The organism is Cryobacterium suzukii (assembly GCF_004403185.1).
Lineage (GTDB): Bacteria > Actinomycetota > Actinomycetes > Actinomycetales > Microbacteriaceae > Cryobacterium > Cryobacterium suzukii.
Map to the genome: position 1 here is coordinate 48,660 of NZ_SOHJ01000013.1, position 17,108 is coordinate 65,767.

Annotated in this window: 15 protein-coding genes; 9 read left to right on the top strand and 6 right to left on the bottom strand. The window is 61.7% G+C overall.

The features are described 5' to 3' along the window. Positions 1-4 precede the first annotated feature (4 nt). Positions 5-1,633: an AAA family ATPase gene (locus tag E3T39_RS13020; protein WP_134516015.1), complete on the bottom strand. Its 1,629-nt coding sequence runs from the start codon at positions 1,631-1,633 to the stop codon at positions 5-7. Continuing rightward, positions 1,630-2,436 carry a hypothetical protein gene (locus tag E3T39_RS13025; RefSeq protein ID WP_134516017.1) on the bottom strand — a complete coding sequence of 269 codons (807 nt, stop codon included), beginning with the start codon at positions 2,434-2,436 and terminating at the stop codon, positions 1,630-1,632. Before E3T39_RS13025 ends, E3T39_RS13020 begins: the two co-directional genes overlap by 4 nt. A gap of 450 nt (positions 2,437-2,886) precedes the next feature. On the opposite strand from E3T39_RS13025, the gene E3T39_RS13030 reads away from it, so the two are divergent. Next, positions 2,887-3,153, top strand: coding sequence for a DUF3140 domain-containing protein (locus E3T39_RS13030; protein WP_134516018.1), 267 nt, complete (start codon positions 2,887-2,889; stop codon positions 3,151-3,153). A 538-nt stretch (positions 3,154-3,691) separates the two neighbouring features. Here the strand turns inward: E3T39_RS13030 and E3T39_RS13035 are convergent. Further along, on the bottom strand, positions 3,692-4,258 hold the full coding sequence (locus E3T39_RS13035; RefSeq protein ID WP_134516020.1) for a hypothetical protein: 567 nt from the start codon (positions 4,256-4,258) through the stop codon (positions 3,692-3,694). 223 nt (positions 4,259-4,481) lie between these two features. On the opposite strand from E3T39_RS13035, the gene E3T39_RS13040 reads away from it, so the two are divergent. Next, on the top strand, positions 4,482-5,528 hold the full coding sequence (locus E3T39_RS13040; protein WP_134516022.1) for a TM2 domain-containing protein: 1,047 nt from the start codon (positions 4,482-4,484) through the stop codon (positions 5,526-5,528). 42 nt (positions 5,529-5,570) lie between these two features. On the opposite strand, the gene E3T39_RS13045 is transcribed toward E3T39_RS13040, so the two are convergent. The 3 genes from E3T39_RS13045 to E3T39_RS13055 all read right to left on the bottom strand — a co-directional run bounded on the left by E3T39_RS13045 (position 5,571) and on the right by E3T39_RS13055 (position 7,461). Beyond that, positions 5,571-6,350 carry an SDR family NAD(P)-dependent oxidoreductase gene (locus tag E3T39_RS13045; RefSeq protein WP_134516024.1) on the bottom strand — a complete coding sequence of 260 codons (780 nt, stop codon included), beginning with the start codon at positions 6,348-6,350 and terminating at the stop codon, positions 5,571-5,573. Between the two features lie 81 nt (positions 6,351-6,431). Continuing rightward, a complete protein-coding gene (locus tag E3T39_RS13050; protein ID WP_134516026.1) occupies positions 6,432-7,070 on the bottom strand; it encodes an MBL fold metallo-hydrolase in 639 nt (212 codons plus the stop codon). A gap of 67 nt (positions 7,071-7,137) precedes the next feature. Further along, complete coding sequence (locus E3T39_RS13055; protein ID WP_134516028.1) at positions 7,138-7,461, bottom strand: putative quinol monooxygenase; 324 nt, start codon at positions 7,459-7,461, stop codon at positions 7,138-7,140. A gap of 263 nt (positions 7,462-7,724) precedes the next feature. Between E3T39_RS13055 and E3T39_RS13060 the strand changes: the two genes are divergently transcribed. From E3T39_RS13060 to narJ, 7 genes are all read left to right on the top strand, one after another. Next, entirely contained in the window at positions 7,725-8,432 is a 708-nt protein-coding gene (locus E3T39_RS13060) for an SDR family NAD(P)-dependent oxidoreductase (RefSeq protein WP_134516030.1), read from the top strand. A gap of 73 nt (positions 8,433-8,505) precedes the next feature. Further along, positions 8,506-8,886 carry a nuclear transport factor 2 family protein gene (locus tag E3T39_RS13065; protein ID WP_134516032.1) on the top strand — a complete coding sequence of 127 codons (381 nt, stop codon included), beginning with the start codon at positions 8,506-8,508 and terminating at the stop codon, positions 8,884-8,886. A 298-nt stretch (positions 8,887-9,184) separates the two neighbouring features. Then, a complete protein-coding gene (locus E3T39_RS13070; RefSeq protein WP_134516034.1) occupies positions 9,185-10,078 on the top strand; it encodes a glycerophosphodiester phosphodiesterase in 894 nt (297 codons plus the stop codon). Positions 10,079-10,204: 126 nt separating this feature from the next. After that, entirely contained in the window at positions 10,205-10,846 is a 642-nt protein-coding gene (locus E3T39_RS13075) for an NADPH-dependent F420 reductase (RefSeq protein WP_134516035.1), read from the top strand. Positions 10,847-11,013: 167 nt separating this feature from the next. Further along, positions 11,014-14,733, top strand: a complete 3,720-nt coding sequence (locus E3T39_RS13080; RefSeq protein ID WP_134516037.1) for a nitrate reductase subunit alpha — start codon at positions 11,014-11,016, stop codon at positions 14,731-14,733. Beyond that, complete coding sequence (narH, locus tag E3T39_RS13085; protein ID WP_134516039.1) at positions 14,733-16,490, top strand: nitrate reductase subunit beta; 1,758 nt, start codon at positions 14,733-14,735, stop codon at positions 16,488-16,490. Before E3T39_RS13080 ends, narH begins: the two co-directional genes overlap by 1 nt. Continuing rightward, the gene (gene narJ / locus E3T39_RS13090) at positions 16,487-17,107 is read left to right on the top strand and encodes a nitrate reductase molybdenum cofactor assembly chaperone (RefSeq protein ID WP_134516040.1); all 621 of its coding nucleotides are present in this window, start codon (positions 16,487-16,489) and stop codon (positions 17,105-17,107) included. The genes narH and narJ overlap by 4 nt, the downstream gene beginning before the upstream one ends. Position 17,108: the final 1 nt, after the last annotated feature.

The following is a 17,108-nucleotide window of genomic DNA, read 5'->3' on the forward strand; positions in this document are numbered from 1 at the left end:
GTCCTTAGAAATCAACGGTGCGTCCGCCGCGGCGGCTGGAGAGTGCCGAACTACTGGTGTTGCTGGCGTCGACCAGGGCGTCTTCGTCGGGGTCGATGTCTTCGCTGCCCGTGGCTCGCACAGCGCGCACCTCGGCCCAGGCGCGAATGGTCTGCACTTCTTCCGCCTGGGTCACGGCGAGAGGGATCATGTTGATGATCGCTTCGGTGAGGTCGCGCAGGGTCGCGGGCCGGCGTTCGGCGAAGGCCTCGTAGAGAGCCACGATGACGGCCTGCTCGATCTCGGCGCCGGAATAATTCTCGCTGTCGGCGATGAGTTTTTCGACGTCGGAAGCGCCGATAGCCGCAAGCCCGTTGCCGGGGGTGGCCTTCGAAGCGAGCTGGATGGTCCAAATGGCCCGCCGCTCCACGGCCGTCGGCAGATCGACGAAGAAGATCTCGTCGAACCGGCCCTTGCGCATGAACTCCGGCGGGAGGGAGTCGATATTGTTCGCGGTGGCGACGACGAACACCGGGTGCTGCTTCTCCTGCATCCAGGTGAGGAAGTAGCCGAACACGCGCGCGGTCGTGCCGGAGTCACCGCTGCCCGTGGTGTTGGAGAAGCCCTTTTCGATCTCATCGACCCAGAGGATGCACGGGGCGACGGCCTCGGCGGTGGCGAGCGCTGTACGCAGATTCTGCTCCGATGAACCGACGAGTCCGGAGAAGATCCGGCCGATGTCGAGCCGGAGCAGCGGCAGTCCCCACGACGCGGCCATCGCCTTGGCCGTGAGTGATTTTCCACAGCCGGGCACTCCGGTGATGAGTACCCCCTTCGGGGCCGGCAGTCCGAACTCCTCGGCTTCGGCCAGCCAGGAGCCGTCGCGACGGGACAGCCAGCGCTTCAGGTTGTTGAGACCGCCAACGGAGTCGAGGTCGAGGGCCTTCGTGACGAAGTCCAGCAGGCCGGACTTACTGACGATCTGGCGCTTCTCGTCGAGCACGACCGTGATGTCGTTCGAGGTGAGTTGGCCGTCGTCGACCATGGCCCGGGCGAACGCGTTCTCGGCCTCGGACATCGTCAGTCCGCGCGCGGCTTGCACGAGGGCTTCGAGGGTTTTCTCATCGGCCTGAACTTTGATCCGGCCGCTCCCTGAGGCGTTGTTCTCGATCATGGAGTCGAGCATCGAGCCCAGTTCGGTGGTGTTCGGCAGAGGGAACTCGAGCAGGTGGGCGAGCTTGTCGAGTTCCGGTGGGATACTTCGAACCGGAGCCGTCACGACCAGCGCTCGGGCGGCATCCGCGTGGCGCAGTTCGAGCACGGTCTCGCGCACCTTGCGGATGATGACAGGGTCGCCGGGGCGTTGCTCGGTGCCGAAGTAGGCATGCAGGTCGCAGAAGACGAAGACGGCGTTTTCGGGGATCCCGACAATGTGGTCCAGCGCCCGGGCTGGTGCGTTCGTGTTGTTGATTCCCTTGCCGTCGGGGCCGATCAGCCCGGTAGCGCTCGTCCAAGTCCACACCTCGCGGGGGCGCCGCAGCGCCTGGGCTGCGCTGGTGACCGCATCGAGGGCGCGCACTTCCTCGCTCGTCTCGATGTACAACAGCGGCAGGCGGGCCTTGAAGGCCTGATCGAGCGTCTGGGCGAAACTCATGGCGTTCCTTTCGGGATGTCAGTGGATGCCGGGGGATCCTGCGCTAATTCGTCGATGTCTACCGACCAGGCGCCCCGGTTTTCGTCGGCCTCGATACTGATGTACACGGCCTCGGTCGGGTCCCAGGACAGGCGCTGGTCGACATCGCCGGACTCGATGATGGGCTGGTCCGACTGCTCTTCGACGGTTTGAACGGTCACGTAGAAGAGCCCCTCACCGTGATGTACGAAGCGTGCGCTGACCGCGGCACCGCGGTAGACCAGAAAATCGTTGCCCTTGCCGCTGGCGAAACCGTCCGTGATCTCGGCGACCTCGGCCTTGTACAGAGTGAATTCCCACGGTTCGTCGGTACGCACCCACAGTTCGAGGTCGCCGTCGGGTGGAAGCACGAGCAGTTCGGCGTCGGGATCGTAGAGATAGCCGACACTGGTCGGGTAACCGCGGTCGTCGTCGGGTCGGCCGAGATCGTCGATGCCGGTCATATAGAGGCCAAGGTATTGTCCGGTGATGAGACTCACGATGTAGGGGTCCCGATCGTGCTCTTCGAAGGGAATGCTGATCAGGCCGCTGCCCTCACCCGAGTACGTGGTGCCGTCCGGTTCAAAAACGGTCGGCGCTTCGACGTCCCACGGGTTCGCCCCATCACCAAGGATCGCGAAGCCCGCGTCGCCGATCCCAACGTCGGCAAAGGTGTTCAGCGCGCCGACGAAGAGAGCCAGAGCGCCGCAGCCCCAGATCCAGACAGAGAATGAGCGGATGCGTCGGCGAGCACCGCTCGACACCGAAACATCCCTCATACTCACGATGCGTCTCCTCCCACCAGTGCGCGGCGCAGCGTTCCCAGCCTACTTGGACACGTGGACCTCGATTGCGTGCAGCTTGACTCATGAAATCATCGGCGACAGCTCGGACCTGCGAAATGAAGCTGGAGTGTCGATGACGATCGAGCCCCAGCCATTCTGTTTCACGCGACGAAAGCGAAGCTGGCGGTGGGGACCTGTTGTCGCCCGACCGCGACTCGGGCTTCAAGACGAGCGAATCACGTCAGCGCGACGGCGACCCGAACGTGACGGGCAAGAAATTTGGCCAGTGTCCAAACCGTGCCAACCGAAGGTACCGACAGTGAGATAAAAATGCCCGTCGCATAGCAGGTGCCCTATCGTGACGACAGCTTGCGCAGGGCACTGGCCTTGTGCGCGGCTTCCGCATCCGTCTTCTCGGATTTCACAATATTTAGGGTCATCTTTTGACGCGTGAAACGTTGTGCCCGCGAAGTCAAGGAGGTCGGGCAGAAAGACGATGGTAGCGGGGAATCCATCGGGCATCGGTCCGGGCGCAGGATCGTGACGATTCTTGGAACGAAGAAGGGCGATCTGACCGCGTCTGATATTGAACACATGCATACGGTGGTCGGCTACGTCAAGCGACATACGGCACAGAAACCGGATTCCGATGTCGAGCGCTCGCGCTGGCGCTACTCGCTGATGAATTGGGGAAATGATCCGCTGAAAAGGGTCTAGCGTCGCGCTATCGACGGCGGACAAACTGGTTCTGGGAGCTGAACGCGCGCCTGAGTTCCGGAGGGCGCCCCAAGTTGAACGGAGGGTTCCGCGGCAACACGGGCAGCAAGCGTCCCCGTTTCGTTGAGGTGAGACCCCAGTCGGGCTTTGGGCGCGCCCGACGCCAATCGAGTCCGGTGACAACACCCCCCGGATCATCAACGACTGGGGGCAACAATCATGCCGGACCCGACAGGTCAACTCCCTCAGATACTCACACCATCCGAGGTTACGAACAAGGTAACGGGGCACGTTCCGGCGGCCGGGTTCGATCCAACTGTCGCAGCTCTGGCCTATCCGGCCACCAGCGTCGACCTGCCAATGGATGAGCGAAACAGCCCCTGGCAGACCGGTAACAGGACGCTTTCGTTCCTAACCTTGCCGACCGAAGGGATCGTTGCGTCGCAAAGCTGGCGCAATGGTTTGGGCGCTCTGACGTCGCGCTCTGACCCGCCCGCCTCGCAGAACACATCATCCCGGTGGATATTTGGTCGGGTGGCTAAAATGCCGGTGTCGCTGCGGCCTCGATTTTGTCGTGCGCGCCTTTCAAGGCGCCGGCTCGCCGTTCCCTGATTCGGTTGGCGTGGTGACCGTTCACTGAGTCGCCACGAAGGTGCGCCGAGAGAACTTGGAGGGCATCGTAGAGCGCGGTCGTCTGCGATCGTGGTGGCGTTTCATCGACGTAGCCATACTCGGGACCGTCGACCGGATTGCGAGCCACCAGGAACGCGTCCTCAATAAGCGACCGTACTTCACCGTCGCCGATGAGCTCGCCGCCCATCTCAGCTCCATGGAACGTAGCTTCCTCAAAACGGATTGGATCGAGATTGCCTTCTTGATTCCATTTCCGAGCGGCGACGTAGAGTTCAAAAACGAGTTCCCGCACCTGTTCAGTGGCTTTCCGACTCAACTCGTTTTTGGCATGCTCGCGTCTAGCGTCCTCCATGCGGGACGCCCGTTTGTCCGCGGCGCGATTCGCCAGCCAAGTACCGCCGAGCGTCAGCAATGAACCTGCCACCAGCAAGGCAAGGTCGCGGAGCGCCCCAAACAAGAATTCTTCAGTCACGCAACAAATGTAGCGGTTGACTCGCGCCTCGTAGACTCGGAGCATGGACTGGAGGGCGACGCGCGACCAGCTACTCGCGTCGTGTACATACGGCTTCGTCAATGTGTTGAAACCGCCGATTTTGCCGACACTGTGCACTTACACTGGTCTCTAGTTGAACCAGCCGGGACATCCCGAATGGTACGAAGCTGTACTGCTATTGACTGAATGGCGCGGCTGAGCAATGAAGTGTCATGGGTCCGATCGCGACCCAGTGCCAAAGACATGGAAAATAAGGGGGAGGGACTTGTCGAGCAGCCCGCCGCCACGCGTGTCCCTTCCGCCAGGCACGTCTTCAACTAACGCTGTACCGGAAGGCAGCAAGAGCTTCATCGTGACGGCGCTGCTCGGCTTCTTTTTCGGTTTTTTTGGCGCCGACCGGTTCTACCTCGGAAAGTCCCGATCGGCGTGGCTCAAACTCTTCACCCTCGGCGGCTTTGGCTACTGGGTAATCATCGATCTGCTGATAACCCTTTTCGGTGGCCAACGCGATGCGTGGGGCTTCCGGCTGGAGGGGTACGACAAACATAAGAAGATTGTCTGGATGATCGTTGGCGCGATCTTCGGTTCCAGCATCCTTTTCAGCATCGGCGTGGCGACGATCACGGCCGCTTTCGACTCCCATGGTCCAACGGTCTTTGGCTGGGTACTGATAGGCATTCTCGCTGCAGCCGCGGCCGTCGGAGGCGGTATTTGGGCCGTATGGCGTCGTCGTACACGGGGCACGCGTCCAAAGGCCACGCGCGCGGTCGACCCAGTACCACCGCTCATCCGCGCCCACATCGTGAAACTTCTGGAACTCAAGCAGTTGTATCAAACGCAGGCGGCGGCTGGCAACCGGGTGGCTTCCTCGGTGATCGGGCAGATCGATTCGGTGGTTTCAAACGTGACCGAGCTATTTCGTCGGCTGAGTGTGAAGGCCGACGAAGCGCAACGAGGCCTCGCCCGAGCTGAGTATGAGGACAAACTCGGCAAGCTCGCTGCGGCTCTCGACCGCGACTACCTCCTGGACGTGCTCGCCAACCCTCGACTGTGGGATAACCCGGACAAGCACATCCGCGACGTGCAAGGGGCGATCGAAGCGGTGGACGTGCAACTTCTCGACAACATCCGACAGGTCAACGGCCACCGTGGGCTGGTGTATCAGGTCGCGCTCGGTGGCCTCATGGGCCCGCGCAAGGCGATGGATGACTGGCAGCGCGACTTCGATGAAGCTTCTGAAACCAAATAGCCCGCATGGCGGCTTCGCCTGCAGTGTTGGTGAGCCGTCGGATCAGTTCGTGCGGTAGCGAGATGCGAGTTGCGGGCTCTGGGCCGCGAACGCGGCGAGGTCTGCGCTAAATACAGCCTCAAGGAGGCTGTATTCCTCGACGCCGGGAGCGCTGACAACTTCGCCGAGTTCGATGCCAGCCAGCGCAGCGACGACGACGTCGTCCGCGGACATTCGAGGCACACCTGACAAGTCCATGCCCTGAACCTCGTGGAACTCGGTGGCCACGACCCCGGGACAGACGACATGCACGTTCACACCGGTCCCCTCCAGCTCCGCATGCAGGGTCTGTGACATGGTGATCGTGTGAGCAAGTGTTCCAGCGTAGATGGCGCGACGTGGCATCTGCGATGTCGGTGCCGGTCCCGAAAATGCGATCATCCCGGCAACGTTCACGATCGTTCCCACACCGCGTTCGATCATGCCAGGCAGCGCCGCGTGGGTCAGCATCGTCGGCGCGACGACCTTGACGTGCAGCAGCTCCCGCGCCTTCTCGGCGGGCAACTCCGCCATCGGCATGTAGTGGGCGACGCCAGCGTTGTTGATCAGCATCGTTAACGGTTGGCTTGCGCACAACTTTGCGACCGTTTCGATGCCGTCATCGGTAGAAAGGTCAGCGGCGATAACCTGCACCGTCACTTCGGGGAGCGATGCGGCGAGTGCTTCGAGCCGTTCGAGCCGGCGGCCGACCACGATTAGGTCGTAACCGTCGCCGGCCAGACGCTCAGCGAACGCTTTGCCTATTCCGGACGATGCACCGGTGATGAGGGCGAGTGGGGACATGTCTGCAGCTCCTTAAAATTGTCTGGTCTGAAATAAGGCGCAGTGATGTGAGCCGCCGGATGCCCGAGGCGGCTGCTGTCGTCACCAGCCGCGTTGTTTCCACTCGGAGAGCTTGCCCCGCTCGGCTCCAAGCGTTGTGCCTACCCCGTGGCCCGGGTGCACCAGTGTGTCGTCCGGAAGGTAGTCGAAGATTCGGGTGACGACGTCGTTGTACAACGATGCGAAACGCTCGGCATCACCGTTGGTGTTCCCAACTCCGCCTGGGAAGAGCGAATCACCCGTGAAAAGATGGGCGGGACCATGCAGATCGCGGTAGAGCACGGCAATCGACCCGGGGGTGTGTCCGCGCAGGTGGATTATTTCGAGTTCAATGCCTTCGATGGACCTGACGTCCCCGTGGTGCAAGGTTATGTCCGTAGGCACGGCAATGTCCGCGATATCGTCGAGACCCGCCGCCGCTGGTGCCTTCGTCAGTTCCCTGACCTCGCCAAGTGCCCGCACATGATCCCAGTGCGAGTGGGTGGTGATTATGAGGGCCAGCCTGGTGATGGCAGTCGTGTCTTTCCGTGCATCTTCGAGCAGGGTGAAGATGGCGGGTGCATCGTCCGCGGCGTCGATCAGCACCTGCGCGCCGCTGGATTTCGAGGTGAGTACGTACACGTTATTGCTCATCTCGGACACTGAGATGCTGCGAACCGTAAGGGCGTTGAGATCGTGCATAGTCCTGTTCCTATAACCGGTTACTGGTCTCGTTCGGCGGCGTCGCGGGGTTAGCGGCAAACAACCGCTACACGGGCATCGTCATTTCTCCCAATGGGCCCCAGCCTTCAGCGTCGATACGCTCGCTGATGACTTCTGGAATTTTCACGAGCGCTTGAGGCATAGCCTTCATGGCCGCCGCGAAGTGAGTGCTGTTCACGTGAGCTCCCGCGGCGTCATCTTGGAATGCCTCGACGAGGACGAACTGGTGAGGATCGTCAACACTTCGCGACCAGTCGAACCACAGGTTGCCCGGTTCCTGGCGCGTGGCCTCTGTGAAATCTCGGGTGAGGTCCAACCAACGATCACTCCACTCTGGTTTCACAGTGAACTTGGCAACGATAAAAATCATGGGATGGTCCCTTTCCGTGGGTCGCGTCCCATTGAATGGTGGCGCTTCCTAAAAACCTGACAATGAGTTGTCCTAGCTTACGCGGCGGCGGATTCAGTGCGGATCGTCGTCGCCCGACCTGCGCCGCGCACCCGCATCGCCCCTATCAACCCTGGGTGTGGCAAACAAGCTGCCCGTTCAGGGACACCGCGCTGTCGAGGAGCACCTGTCGACTATATTCGAGACGAATATTGTAGACCGATCACCGCTTAGGAATTCTGAACATGAAAACTCGCAAAGTAGCCATCATCACTGGGGGCTCCCAAGGCATCGGAGCAGGTCTGGTGTCCGCCTTCCGCGGGCTCGGCTACGCCGTCGTGGCTAATTCACGCTCCATAACGGCGTCCGAACACTCGGACGTTATTACGGTACCCGGAGATATTTCGGACCCCGCTGTGGCCGGGAAGGTCGTCAGCACCGCGATGGAGAAGTTCGGCCGAATCGACACGCTCGTGAACAATGCCGGAATCTTTATCGGAAAGCCATTCACCGAGTACACCCAGGAGGACTACAACAACATTCTTCAGGTGAACCTCGGAGGTTTCTTCCACATTACGCAGAAGACCATCGCGCAGATGGTCGAACAGGGAGCGGGCCACGTGGTGAACGTGACAACGACGCTTGTTGAATTCGCGAACTCAAGCGCTCCGTCTGCTCTCGCCTCACTGACCAAGGGCGGACTGTCATCCGTCACGAAGTCCCTGGCGATCGAGTACGCCAGCCGCGGCATCCGCGTGAACGCCGTTTCTCTGGGAGTCATCCACACCCCCATGCACCCGGAAGAGACGCACGGAACGCTCGCAGGCTGGCACCCGGTCGGACGGATTGGCACGATCGATGATGTCACCCATGGCGTCCTCTACCTTGAACAGGCCCCATTCGTCACGGGGGAAATTTTACACATCGACGGCGGACAAAGCGCCGGAAGCTGAGTCATGATTCGACGTGCAGGCTGAGCTGTCCGTCTCATCTTTGACTGTAGAAAAACGTACGGGAGAGAAACCGATGACCGCGCTTGATAACATCGCTCGAGTTCGCATCTTGACGGAAGTCTTCAATGCCTGGGCGAACGGAATCCGTGAACATGAGCCGGAACGTGTCGCCTCCTACTTCACCGAAAATGCACTATTCCAAGGCGTCGCGCCAACGCATTCGATTGGCAGGCTCGGTGTGATCACCTATTACGACAGCCAGCCGGTCGGCCTCAGTCCCGCCTTTCGCATTCTCGAACACCGCCAACTCTCCGACACAACATTGATCTCATATATCGACGTCGACTTCACCCGTCCTGACGGTGTCGTCATTCCCGTTCACCTGACGGCTGTTCTGCAATACGTCGATGATTCATGGCTCATCAGCCATTACCACGTTTCACAGGTCGAGTAAGAGCGTGCGAGGTCGTTGATCGGTTCGCCGGTAGTAATTCCCTTGTGGCACAAATCGTTGAGTTCCCGGATGCGCCACGGTGCCCTTTATTTTATTAGCCTGCGCGTGTCAGCGTCACAGACTGACGATCGCTAGGTTCCGGCTGTGGTGGAGGTCGCGCGGGTGCCGTCGCTGCAGATATGCCGCGAGGTGTTCCCCGACAGGTGCGCTCCACCTTTGATCCACCGGCAGGACACCGGGGCGACATCTTCACGCGGCAGCCTGAAAGCGTTCAACGCTTCCAACGCAAGGAGATCCCATGAGCACGCCCACTGTCACCGTTCCCGCCGTATCGTTTCGACGCCGTCGCGTCGCCGGTGCTGCCGTCGCTGCTTCCCTGGTCGCCGGCCTGTCCGTCGGCGCGGCACCCAGTGCCTTCGCGAGCGAATCCGACGACGTGATCAACGCAGCGCATCGCGGCGCGAGTCAATCTACTCCCGAGAACACCCTCGCCGCCTTTCGCGCAGGAACGGACCAAGGCGCCGACCTGATCGAGATCGACGTTCAACGCTCCGTCGACGGAGAACTCGTGGTCATTCACGACACGAACCTGACCCGAACCACAAACGCGGAGGACGTCTTCCCCGACCGGGCACCATGGAATGTGGGCGACTTCACCGCTGCAGAGATGCAAACCCTCGACGCCGGCTCGTGGAAAGGCGCCCAGTTCACCGGCGAAAAGCTACCAACCTTCGCCGAGGCGATCGAGGTCATTCGAAAGAGCGGATCCGGCATGCTGCTCGAAATCAAGTCACCCGAGCTGTACACGGGTATCGAGGCCGAGATATCAGCCGCGCTTCGTGAATCCCGCGGCTACGTGCAGTCCGCCGTGGGTCAGGACAAGCTCGTGGTGCAGTCGTTCAACTTCGACTCGATGAAAACCTTCACCGAACTCGAACCGACCGTTCCGGTGGGCCTCCTCGGCACACCGACCATCGATCGACTGCCGGAACTTGCCACGTGGGCAGATCAGGTCAATCCGTACCACACGTCGATTGACGCGGCCTACGTGGCCGAGGTTCACCGCCTCGGCATGGACGTGCTCGTGTGGACGGTCAATGCGGAGGCAGACATGGTGCGGGCCATCGAGCTGGGCGTGGACGGCGTGATCACCAACCGTCCGGACGTGCTCAACTCCCTGCTCGAGAACTAACCCGAGCGCTATCGCCGGGTGTCAGGAGATCCACCGACACCGTAATCCGTGGCTTCCACGGGCGTTGCTGGACGGACATGGTTGGCAGCGGGGAACAATTCCGCCGCCACCCTCGTTGTCGCCATCATGACAACTATCGGAATCATCGGTGCAGGAAACATTGGCAGCCAGGTCGCCCGCAAGGCGATCGAGAACGGCTATGACGTCGTGATCAGCAATTCGCGAGGTGCGGAGACCCTCGCAGAGCTCGTCGCCGAGCTGGGCCCGAAAGCGACCGCCGGAACCTCGGCGCAGGCCGCTGAGGCCGCCGAGGTCGCGGTTGTGACTGTGCCGCTGAACGCCTACGCGGACGTGCCCGTTGAGCAGCTCGCCGGCAAGATCGTGATTGACACCAATAACTACTACTTCGAACGCGACGGACACATCGCAGCCCTCGATAACGGCGAAACGACCGTGACGGGCATGCTGCAGAAGCACCTGCCGACCTCACGCGTAGCGAAGGGCTTCAACCACATCACGGCCGCCGACATCACAGCGGACTCGTTCCCCACCGGCGACCCGGCGCGGCGGGCGCTGGCCACGGCGTCCGACTTCGCGGATGCGTCCGCCTTCGTTACGAAGCTCTACGACGAATTCGGCTTTGACACCGTGAACATCGGCCCGCTCGAGGAGAGCTGGCGCGTCGAGCGCGACCGCCCGGCCTATGGCATCCGTCAGACCACTGCAGAGCTCGAGGCCAATCTGGCGAAAGCCCCGCGCACCGTCTGATTGCTCAACACGCCCGCGCGAACATGGGACATCGGAATCACCGGACAAAACTGGCGAGTTAGCGAGGATTCGTGGCTTTCTCGCGCTGAGGCGACCAAGGCGGACCGACCAGGGATGTAACGAAATTTGCCCTAGCGCGTTGTGCACTGTCGACCTAGGCTATCCGCATGGCAGCTGGTCCTATACCTGCCGGGTTAGACGGAAAAGCGTCAGACACGATGTTGGCCCTTGGCCGTTTTTTCACCCGTTGGGAACACACAGATGACGGACGTGCGGTCTTCCGCGAGGGCGGCCGTAAAGGAGACGTGTTCTACCGAGACCGGTGGAGTCATGACAAGGTCGTTCGTTCCACCCACGGGGTGAACTGCACCGGGTCGTGTTCCTGGAAGGTCTACGTGCGCGACGGGATTATCACCTGGGAGGCCCAGCAGACGGACTACCCGTCGGTCGGGCCGGATAGCCCGGAATACGAACCGCGTGGCTGCCCGCGCGGTGCCGCGTTCAGCTGGTACACCTACTCGCCAACTCGGGTGCGGTATCCGTATGCGCGCGGTGTCCTCGTCGAAATGTACCGTGAGGCCAAGGCCAGGCTCAATGACCCGGTGCTGGCCTGGGCGGATGTCGTGAACGACCCGGAGCGCCGCCGCCGATACCAGCAGGCGCGCGGCAAGGGCGGGCTGATTCGCATTCCATGGTCGGAAGCTATCGAGATTTCCGCCGCAGCGCACGTTCACACCATCAAGACCTACGGGCCAGACCGCTGCTCCGGATTCTCGCCCATTCCGGCCATGTCGATGGTCTCTCATGCCGTGGGCAACCGGTTCATCCAGCTCATCGGTGGCGTCATGACGTCGTTCTACGACTGGTACGCCGACCTGCCGGTGGCGAGCCCGCAGGTCTTCGGCGACCAGACGGATGTTCCAGAATCGGGCGACTGGTGGGACGCCACGTACCTCATGATGTGGGGTTCAAACGTCCCTGTTACCCGCACACCGGACGCCCACTGGATGACGGAGGTGCGCTACCGAGGTACAAAAGTCATTGCCATCAGTCCCGACTACGCGGACAACACCAAATTTGCCGACGAATGGTTACCCGCGCAAGCCGGCACCGACGCCGCACTGGCGATGGCCATGGGGCACGTCATTCTCAAGGAATTTTTCGTCGAACGCACGATCCCGTATTTCGAGGGCTACGTGCGCCGGTATACCGACCTGCCCTTTCTCGTTCGGCTCGAACAGCACTCAGATGGGCTCGGCCTGGTGCCGACTAAATTCTTGACCGCCGCCGACCTGCCGGGCCAGGCCGCAGTCGAGGGCGCGGCATTTAAAACCGTCCTGCTGGATGCAGCAACGGGGGAGCCCGTCGTACCCAACGGATCAATCGGCTTTCGCTACGGAGAAGCCGGACAGGGCAAATGGAACCTCGACCTGGAAGGGATCGACCCCGCCCTGTCGCTGCTGGGAGTCGCGAATGGTGAGGCCGCCAGCATCCGGATGCCGTGCTTCGAAGCGCCCTCGGGCGAAGGCTCGATTCTCACCCGCGGTGTTCCAGTCCGCCGGGTGGCGGGGCATCTCGTGACAACAGTTTTTGACCTGATGATGGCCCAATACGGCGTCGGGCGCCCAGGCCTCCCGGGGAACTGGGCGTCGGGCTACGACGACTCTTCGACGCCGTACACCCCCGCCTGGCAGGCCGAGATCACTAGCGTTCCGGCAGCGGCGTGCATTCGGGTGGCCCGGGAATTCGCCCGCAATGCGGAACAGTCCAAGGGCCGCTCCATGATCATCATGGGGGCCGGAATCTGCCAGTGGTTCCACGGTGATGCCACCTACCGAGCGGTATTGTCGATGCTCATGCTGACGGGATGCATGGGCCGCAACGGCGGCGGCTGGGCACACTATGTGGGGCAGGAGAAGACCCGACCGATCACGGGGTGGATCTCGCTCGCCAACGCCATGGACTGGAGCCGGCCGCCGCGCACCATGATCGGCACCGGCTACTGGTACATGCACACCGACCAGTGGCGCTCCGACGGATATTCCGCCGACTCCCTGAAATCCCCGCTGGCGGAGGGGCACTTTGACGGAATGCACACCGCCGACACCCTCGCCCAATCTGCGCGGCTCGGGTGGATGCCGTTCTACCCGCAATTCGACCGCAACCCGCTCGACCTCGCCGACGAGGTACAGGCGGCGATTGAGCGGGGTGAGGCGACCGATGCCCCCGCCTACGTCGCGGCGGCACTCAAATCCGGGCAACTGAAAAGCGCCATCGACGATGTCGATGCCCCCGAAAACTGGCCGCGTACTCTGGTGCTCTGGCGCTCAAACCTGTTCGGTTCCTCGGCCAAGGGCAACGAATATTTTCTCAAACATCTGCTGGGTACCCACCACAATGTGCTGGGCCAGGACCACGTGAATGCGGCACGGCCTCGCGACGTGGTGTGGCACGAGAATGCACCGGAGGGCAAACTCGATTTCTTGGTCTCGGCCGATTTCCGCATGACCTCCACGACGCTCCTGTCCGACATCGTCTTCCCCGCCGCCACCTGGTACGAGAAACACGACCTCTCCTCAACCGACATGCATCCGTTTGTGCACGCCTTCACGCCGGCCATCGATCCGCCCTGGGAAGCTAAAACCGATTTTGAGATGTTTCACCTGCTCGCCGAGGAAGTCTCCAGGCAGGCCAAAAGGCATCTGGGCACTCGACGGGACCTCGTCAGCGTGCCCCTGCAGCATGACACCCCCGGCGAGATCGCCCAGCCAGGTGGGGTGGTCAGGGACTGGCGCCAGACGGATATTCCCGCGGTACCCGGCCAGAACATGCCGGTCTTCCAACTCGTGGAACGGGACTATACCCAGATCGCCGAGAAGCTGGCCACGGTCGGTCCCCTGGCGGAGCAACGGGGTTTCACCGTCAAGAACGTCACATTTCGCATGGAACACGAGATTCCACGTCTGGCTCAAAGTAACGGTGTGATGCGGGGCGGCGCGGGTCATGGACGGCCAGCGATCGACACGGATGCGAAGTTCGCGCAGGCAATTTTGAGCTTTTCCGGCACGACCAACGGCGAGCTCGCCGTTCAGGGATTCCGCGAGCTCGAGAAGCAAACGGGAATGCGCCTGGCCGACCTGGCCGAGGGGTCCGCGGAGAAACGGATCACGTTCGCACAAACCCAGGCTGCCCCGGTACCGGTGATCACGTCGCCGGAATGGTCTGGGTCAGAAACCGGAGGCCGACGCTACTCACCGTTCACGATCAACGTGGAGAGGCTGAAGCCCTGGCACACGCTGACCGGCCGAATGCACTTCTTCCTCGACCATGACTGGATGATGGACCTCGGCGAAGCCCTACCCATCTACCGGCCTCCCCTCGACATGCAACGCCTGTTCGGCGAACCCAAGTTCGGTCCGAACGGCGACACTGAGGTGACGGTGCGCTATTTGACGCCGCATTCCAAATGGTCGATCCACTCGGAGTACCAGGACAACCTGTTCATGCTGTCACTCTCCCGCGGCGGGCCGACCGTATGGATGAGCCCCCAAGATGCCGACTCCATCAAGGTCCTTGATAACGACTGGGTCGAATGCGTCAGTATGAACGGTGTTCTGGTGGGCCGGGCGATCGTCAGCCACCGGATGCCGCAGGGAGTTGTGTACGTTTACCACGCCCAGGAACGCACCATCGATGTACCCAAGTCCGAGGCCACCGGCAGGCGTGGCGGGATCCATAATTCGGTGAGCCGGTTGCTGGTTAAACCCACGCACCTCATCGGCGGCTACGCGCAGCTGTCCTACGCGTTCAACTATCTGGGCCCGACCGGTAACCAGCGGGACATCGTCTCGACGATCCGTCGGCGCTCACAGGAGGTAACGTACTGATGCGAGTGATGGCCCAGATGGGCATGGTGATGAATCTCGACAAGTGCATCGGCTGCCACACATGCTCGGTTACCTGCAAGCAGGCCTGGACGAATCGCGCCGGCACGGAATACGTCTGGTTCAACAACGTCGAGACCAGGCCAGGGCAGGGGTACCCGCGACGTTACGAGGATCAAGAGAAATGGCGCGGAGGCTGGCAGCTGAACAAGAAGGGTCGGCTGGTGCTCAAGAGCGGCGGTCGGATCAAGAAACTTCTCGGCCTGTTCGCTAGCCCGGTTCAACCGGAGCTGAAGGACTATTACGAACCCTGGACCTACGACTACAAGACGCTTATCGATGCCCCGTTGGGCGATGACTTTCCGGTGGCCCGTCCGAAATCCCTGATCACCGGCAAGGACACCAAAATCACCTGGTCGGCGAACTGGGACGACGACCTCGGCGGTGCGCCCGCGATGGGACACCTCGATCCCATCGTAGAAAAGGTGCGCAAGGAATCCGAAGACAAAATCAAATTCGCCTTCGAACAGACCTTCATGTTCTACCTGCCGCGAATCTGCGAGCACTGCCTCAATCCTTCCTGCATGGCTTCCTGCCCATCGGGAGCAATCTACAAGCGGGTCGAAGACGGCATCGTGCTCGTCGACCAGGACAAGTGCCGCGGCTGGCGGCAGTGCATCACCGGATGCCCGTACAAGAAGATTTACTTCAACCACAAGACGGGCAAAGCCGAGAAGTGCACGTTTTGCTACCCCCGCGTCGAAATTGGCCTTCCCACCGTGTGTTCGGAAACCTGCGTTGGGCGCCTGCGCTATCTGGGCCTGTTTCTCTACGACGCCGACCGGGTCACGGACGCGGCCGCTGTCACCGACGTGAAAGACCTGTACCAGTCACAAATGGATGTGCTCCTCGACCCGAACGATCCCGCAGTGGCGGCTGCCGCCACCGCCCAGGGAATCCCCGCCGACTGGCTGGACGCGGCCAGACGCTCGCCCGTCTACGCACTCGCCAAGGTGTACAAGGTTGCCCTGCCCCTGCACCCCGAGTACCGCACCATGCCCATGGTCTGGTACGTTCCGCCGCTCTCACCCATCGTCGACCTACTCACCGAACAGGGTCACGATGGGGAAGACCGTGGCAATCTGTTTGGCGCCATCGACGCGCTGCGCATTCCTGTTGAATATCTCGCGGAGCTCTTCACCGCCGGGGACACCGACATGATCACTGATGTCCTGCGCAAGCTCGCAGCCATGCGCGCCTACATGCGAGGAATCACCATGGGGGAGGAACCCGACCGGTCCATCCCCGAAGCCATAGGAATGACGCCGGAGAGCATGTACGAGATGTACCGGCTGATGGCGATCGCTAAATACGAAGAACGCTATGTCATTCCGAAGGCCCACGTCGAACAGGCGCACGATCTCGAGGAGATGGGATGTTCCGTCGATTTCGAGGGCGGGCCGGGCATGTACGAGGATTCCCCATTCGGTGAGGCCAGCGGGCGGCCAACGCCAGTCGCTGTCGAGAACTTCTATGCGCTCAAGGACCGGCAGACGTCTGACACCCCCAGCGGCGAGCGCAGCCTGCGTAACCGAGTCAATCTACTCAACTGGGATGGAAACGGGAGCCCAGAGGGTCTCTTTCCCGGCGGCAGAAATCAGCCACGCGCAGCGCAGCCGTCGCCAGCAGATCTGGACGGCCGCGGGCCGGCCGTCGATTCGACCGGCGGCTCGGCGGGTAGCCCGTCGGTGGACCCATGAAGCGCGATCATCGGGTTTTGTACCAGGCGGCCTCCTGGTGTTTGTCCTACCCCGATGCCGAGCTCATCGGCCACATCGACCTCATGCACGCCGCGCTCGCCGAACAGGGTCGAAACACGCCCAAACTCGACGAATTCCTTCGCTTCCTGGAGGGGACGGAGCTCGCCACGTTGCAGCGTTCCTACGTCGACACCTTCGATCTCAGCAAGCACCATCCGTTATATTTGTCGTACTGGACCGACGGTGACACACGGAGGCGCGGGAACGTTCTGGCAGCCTTCAAACAGGTCTACCGCAACAGCGACTACCTGACGAACACGCACGGAGAATTGCCGGACTTTCTTCCCCTGGTACTCGAATTCTCAGCGATCGTCGACCCGGCAGCCGGACGGGAGTTGCTGCTGCAATATCGACCGAGCCTGGAACTGCTGCGGCTCGCCCTATCCGAACACGAATCGCCCTATGCCGAGGTCCTGGCTGCGGTGTGCGGCACCCTCCCCGGGGCCTCGCCATCCGATCGCGAAGCAGTGCAACGGATGGCAGGCTACGGACCGCCCGTGGAATCGGTCGGGCTCGAACCCTATGACCCACGTCTGTTACCGCTACGAGGAGCGTGAG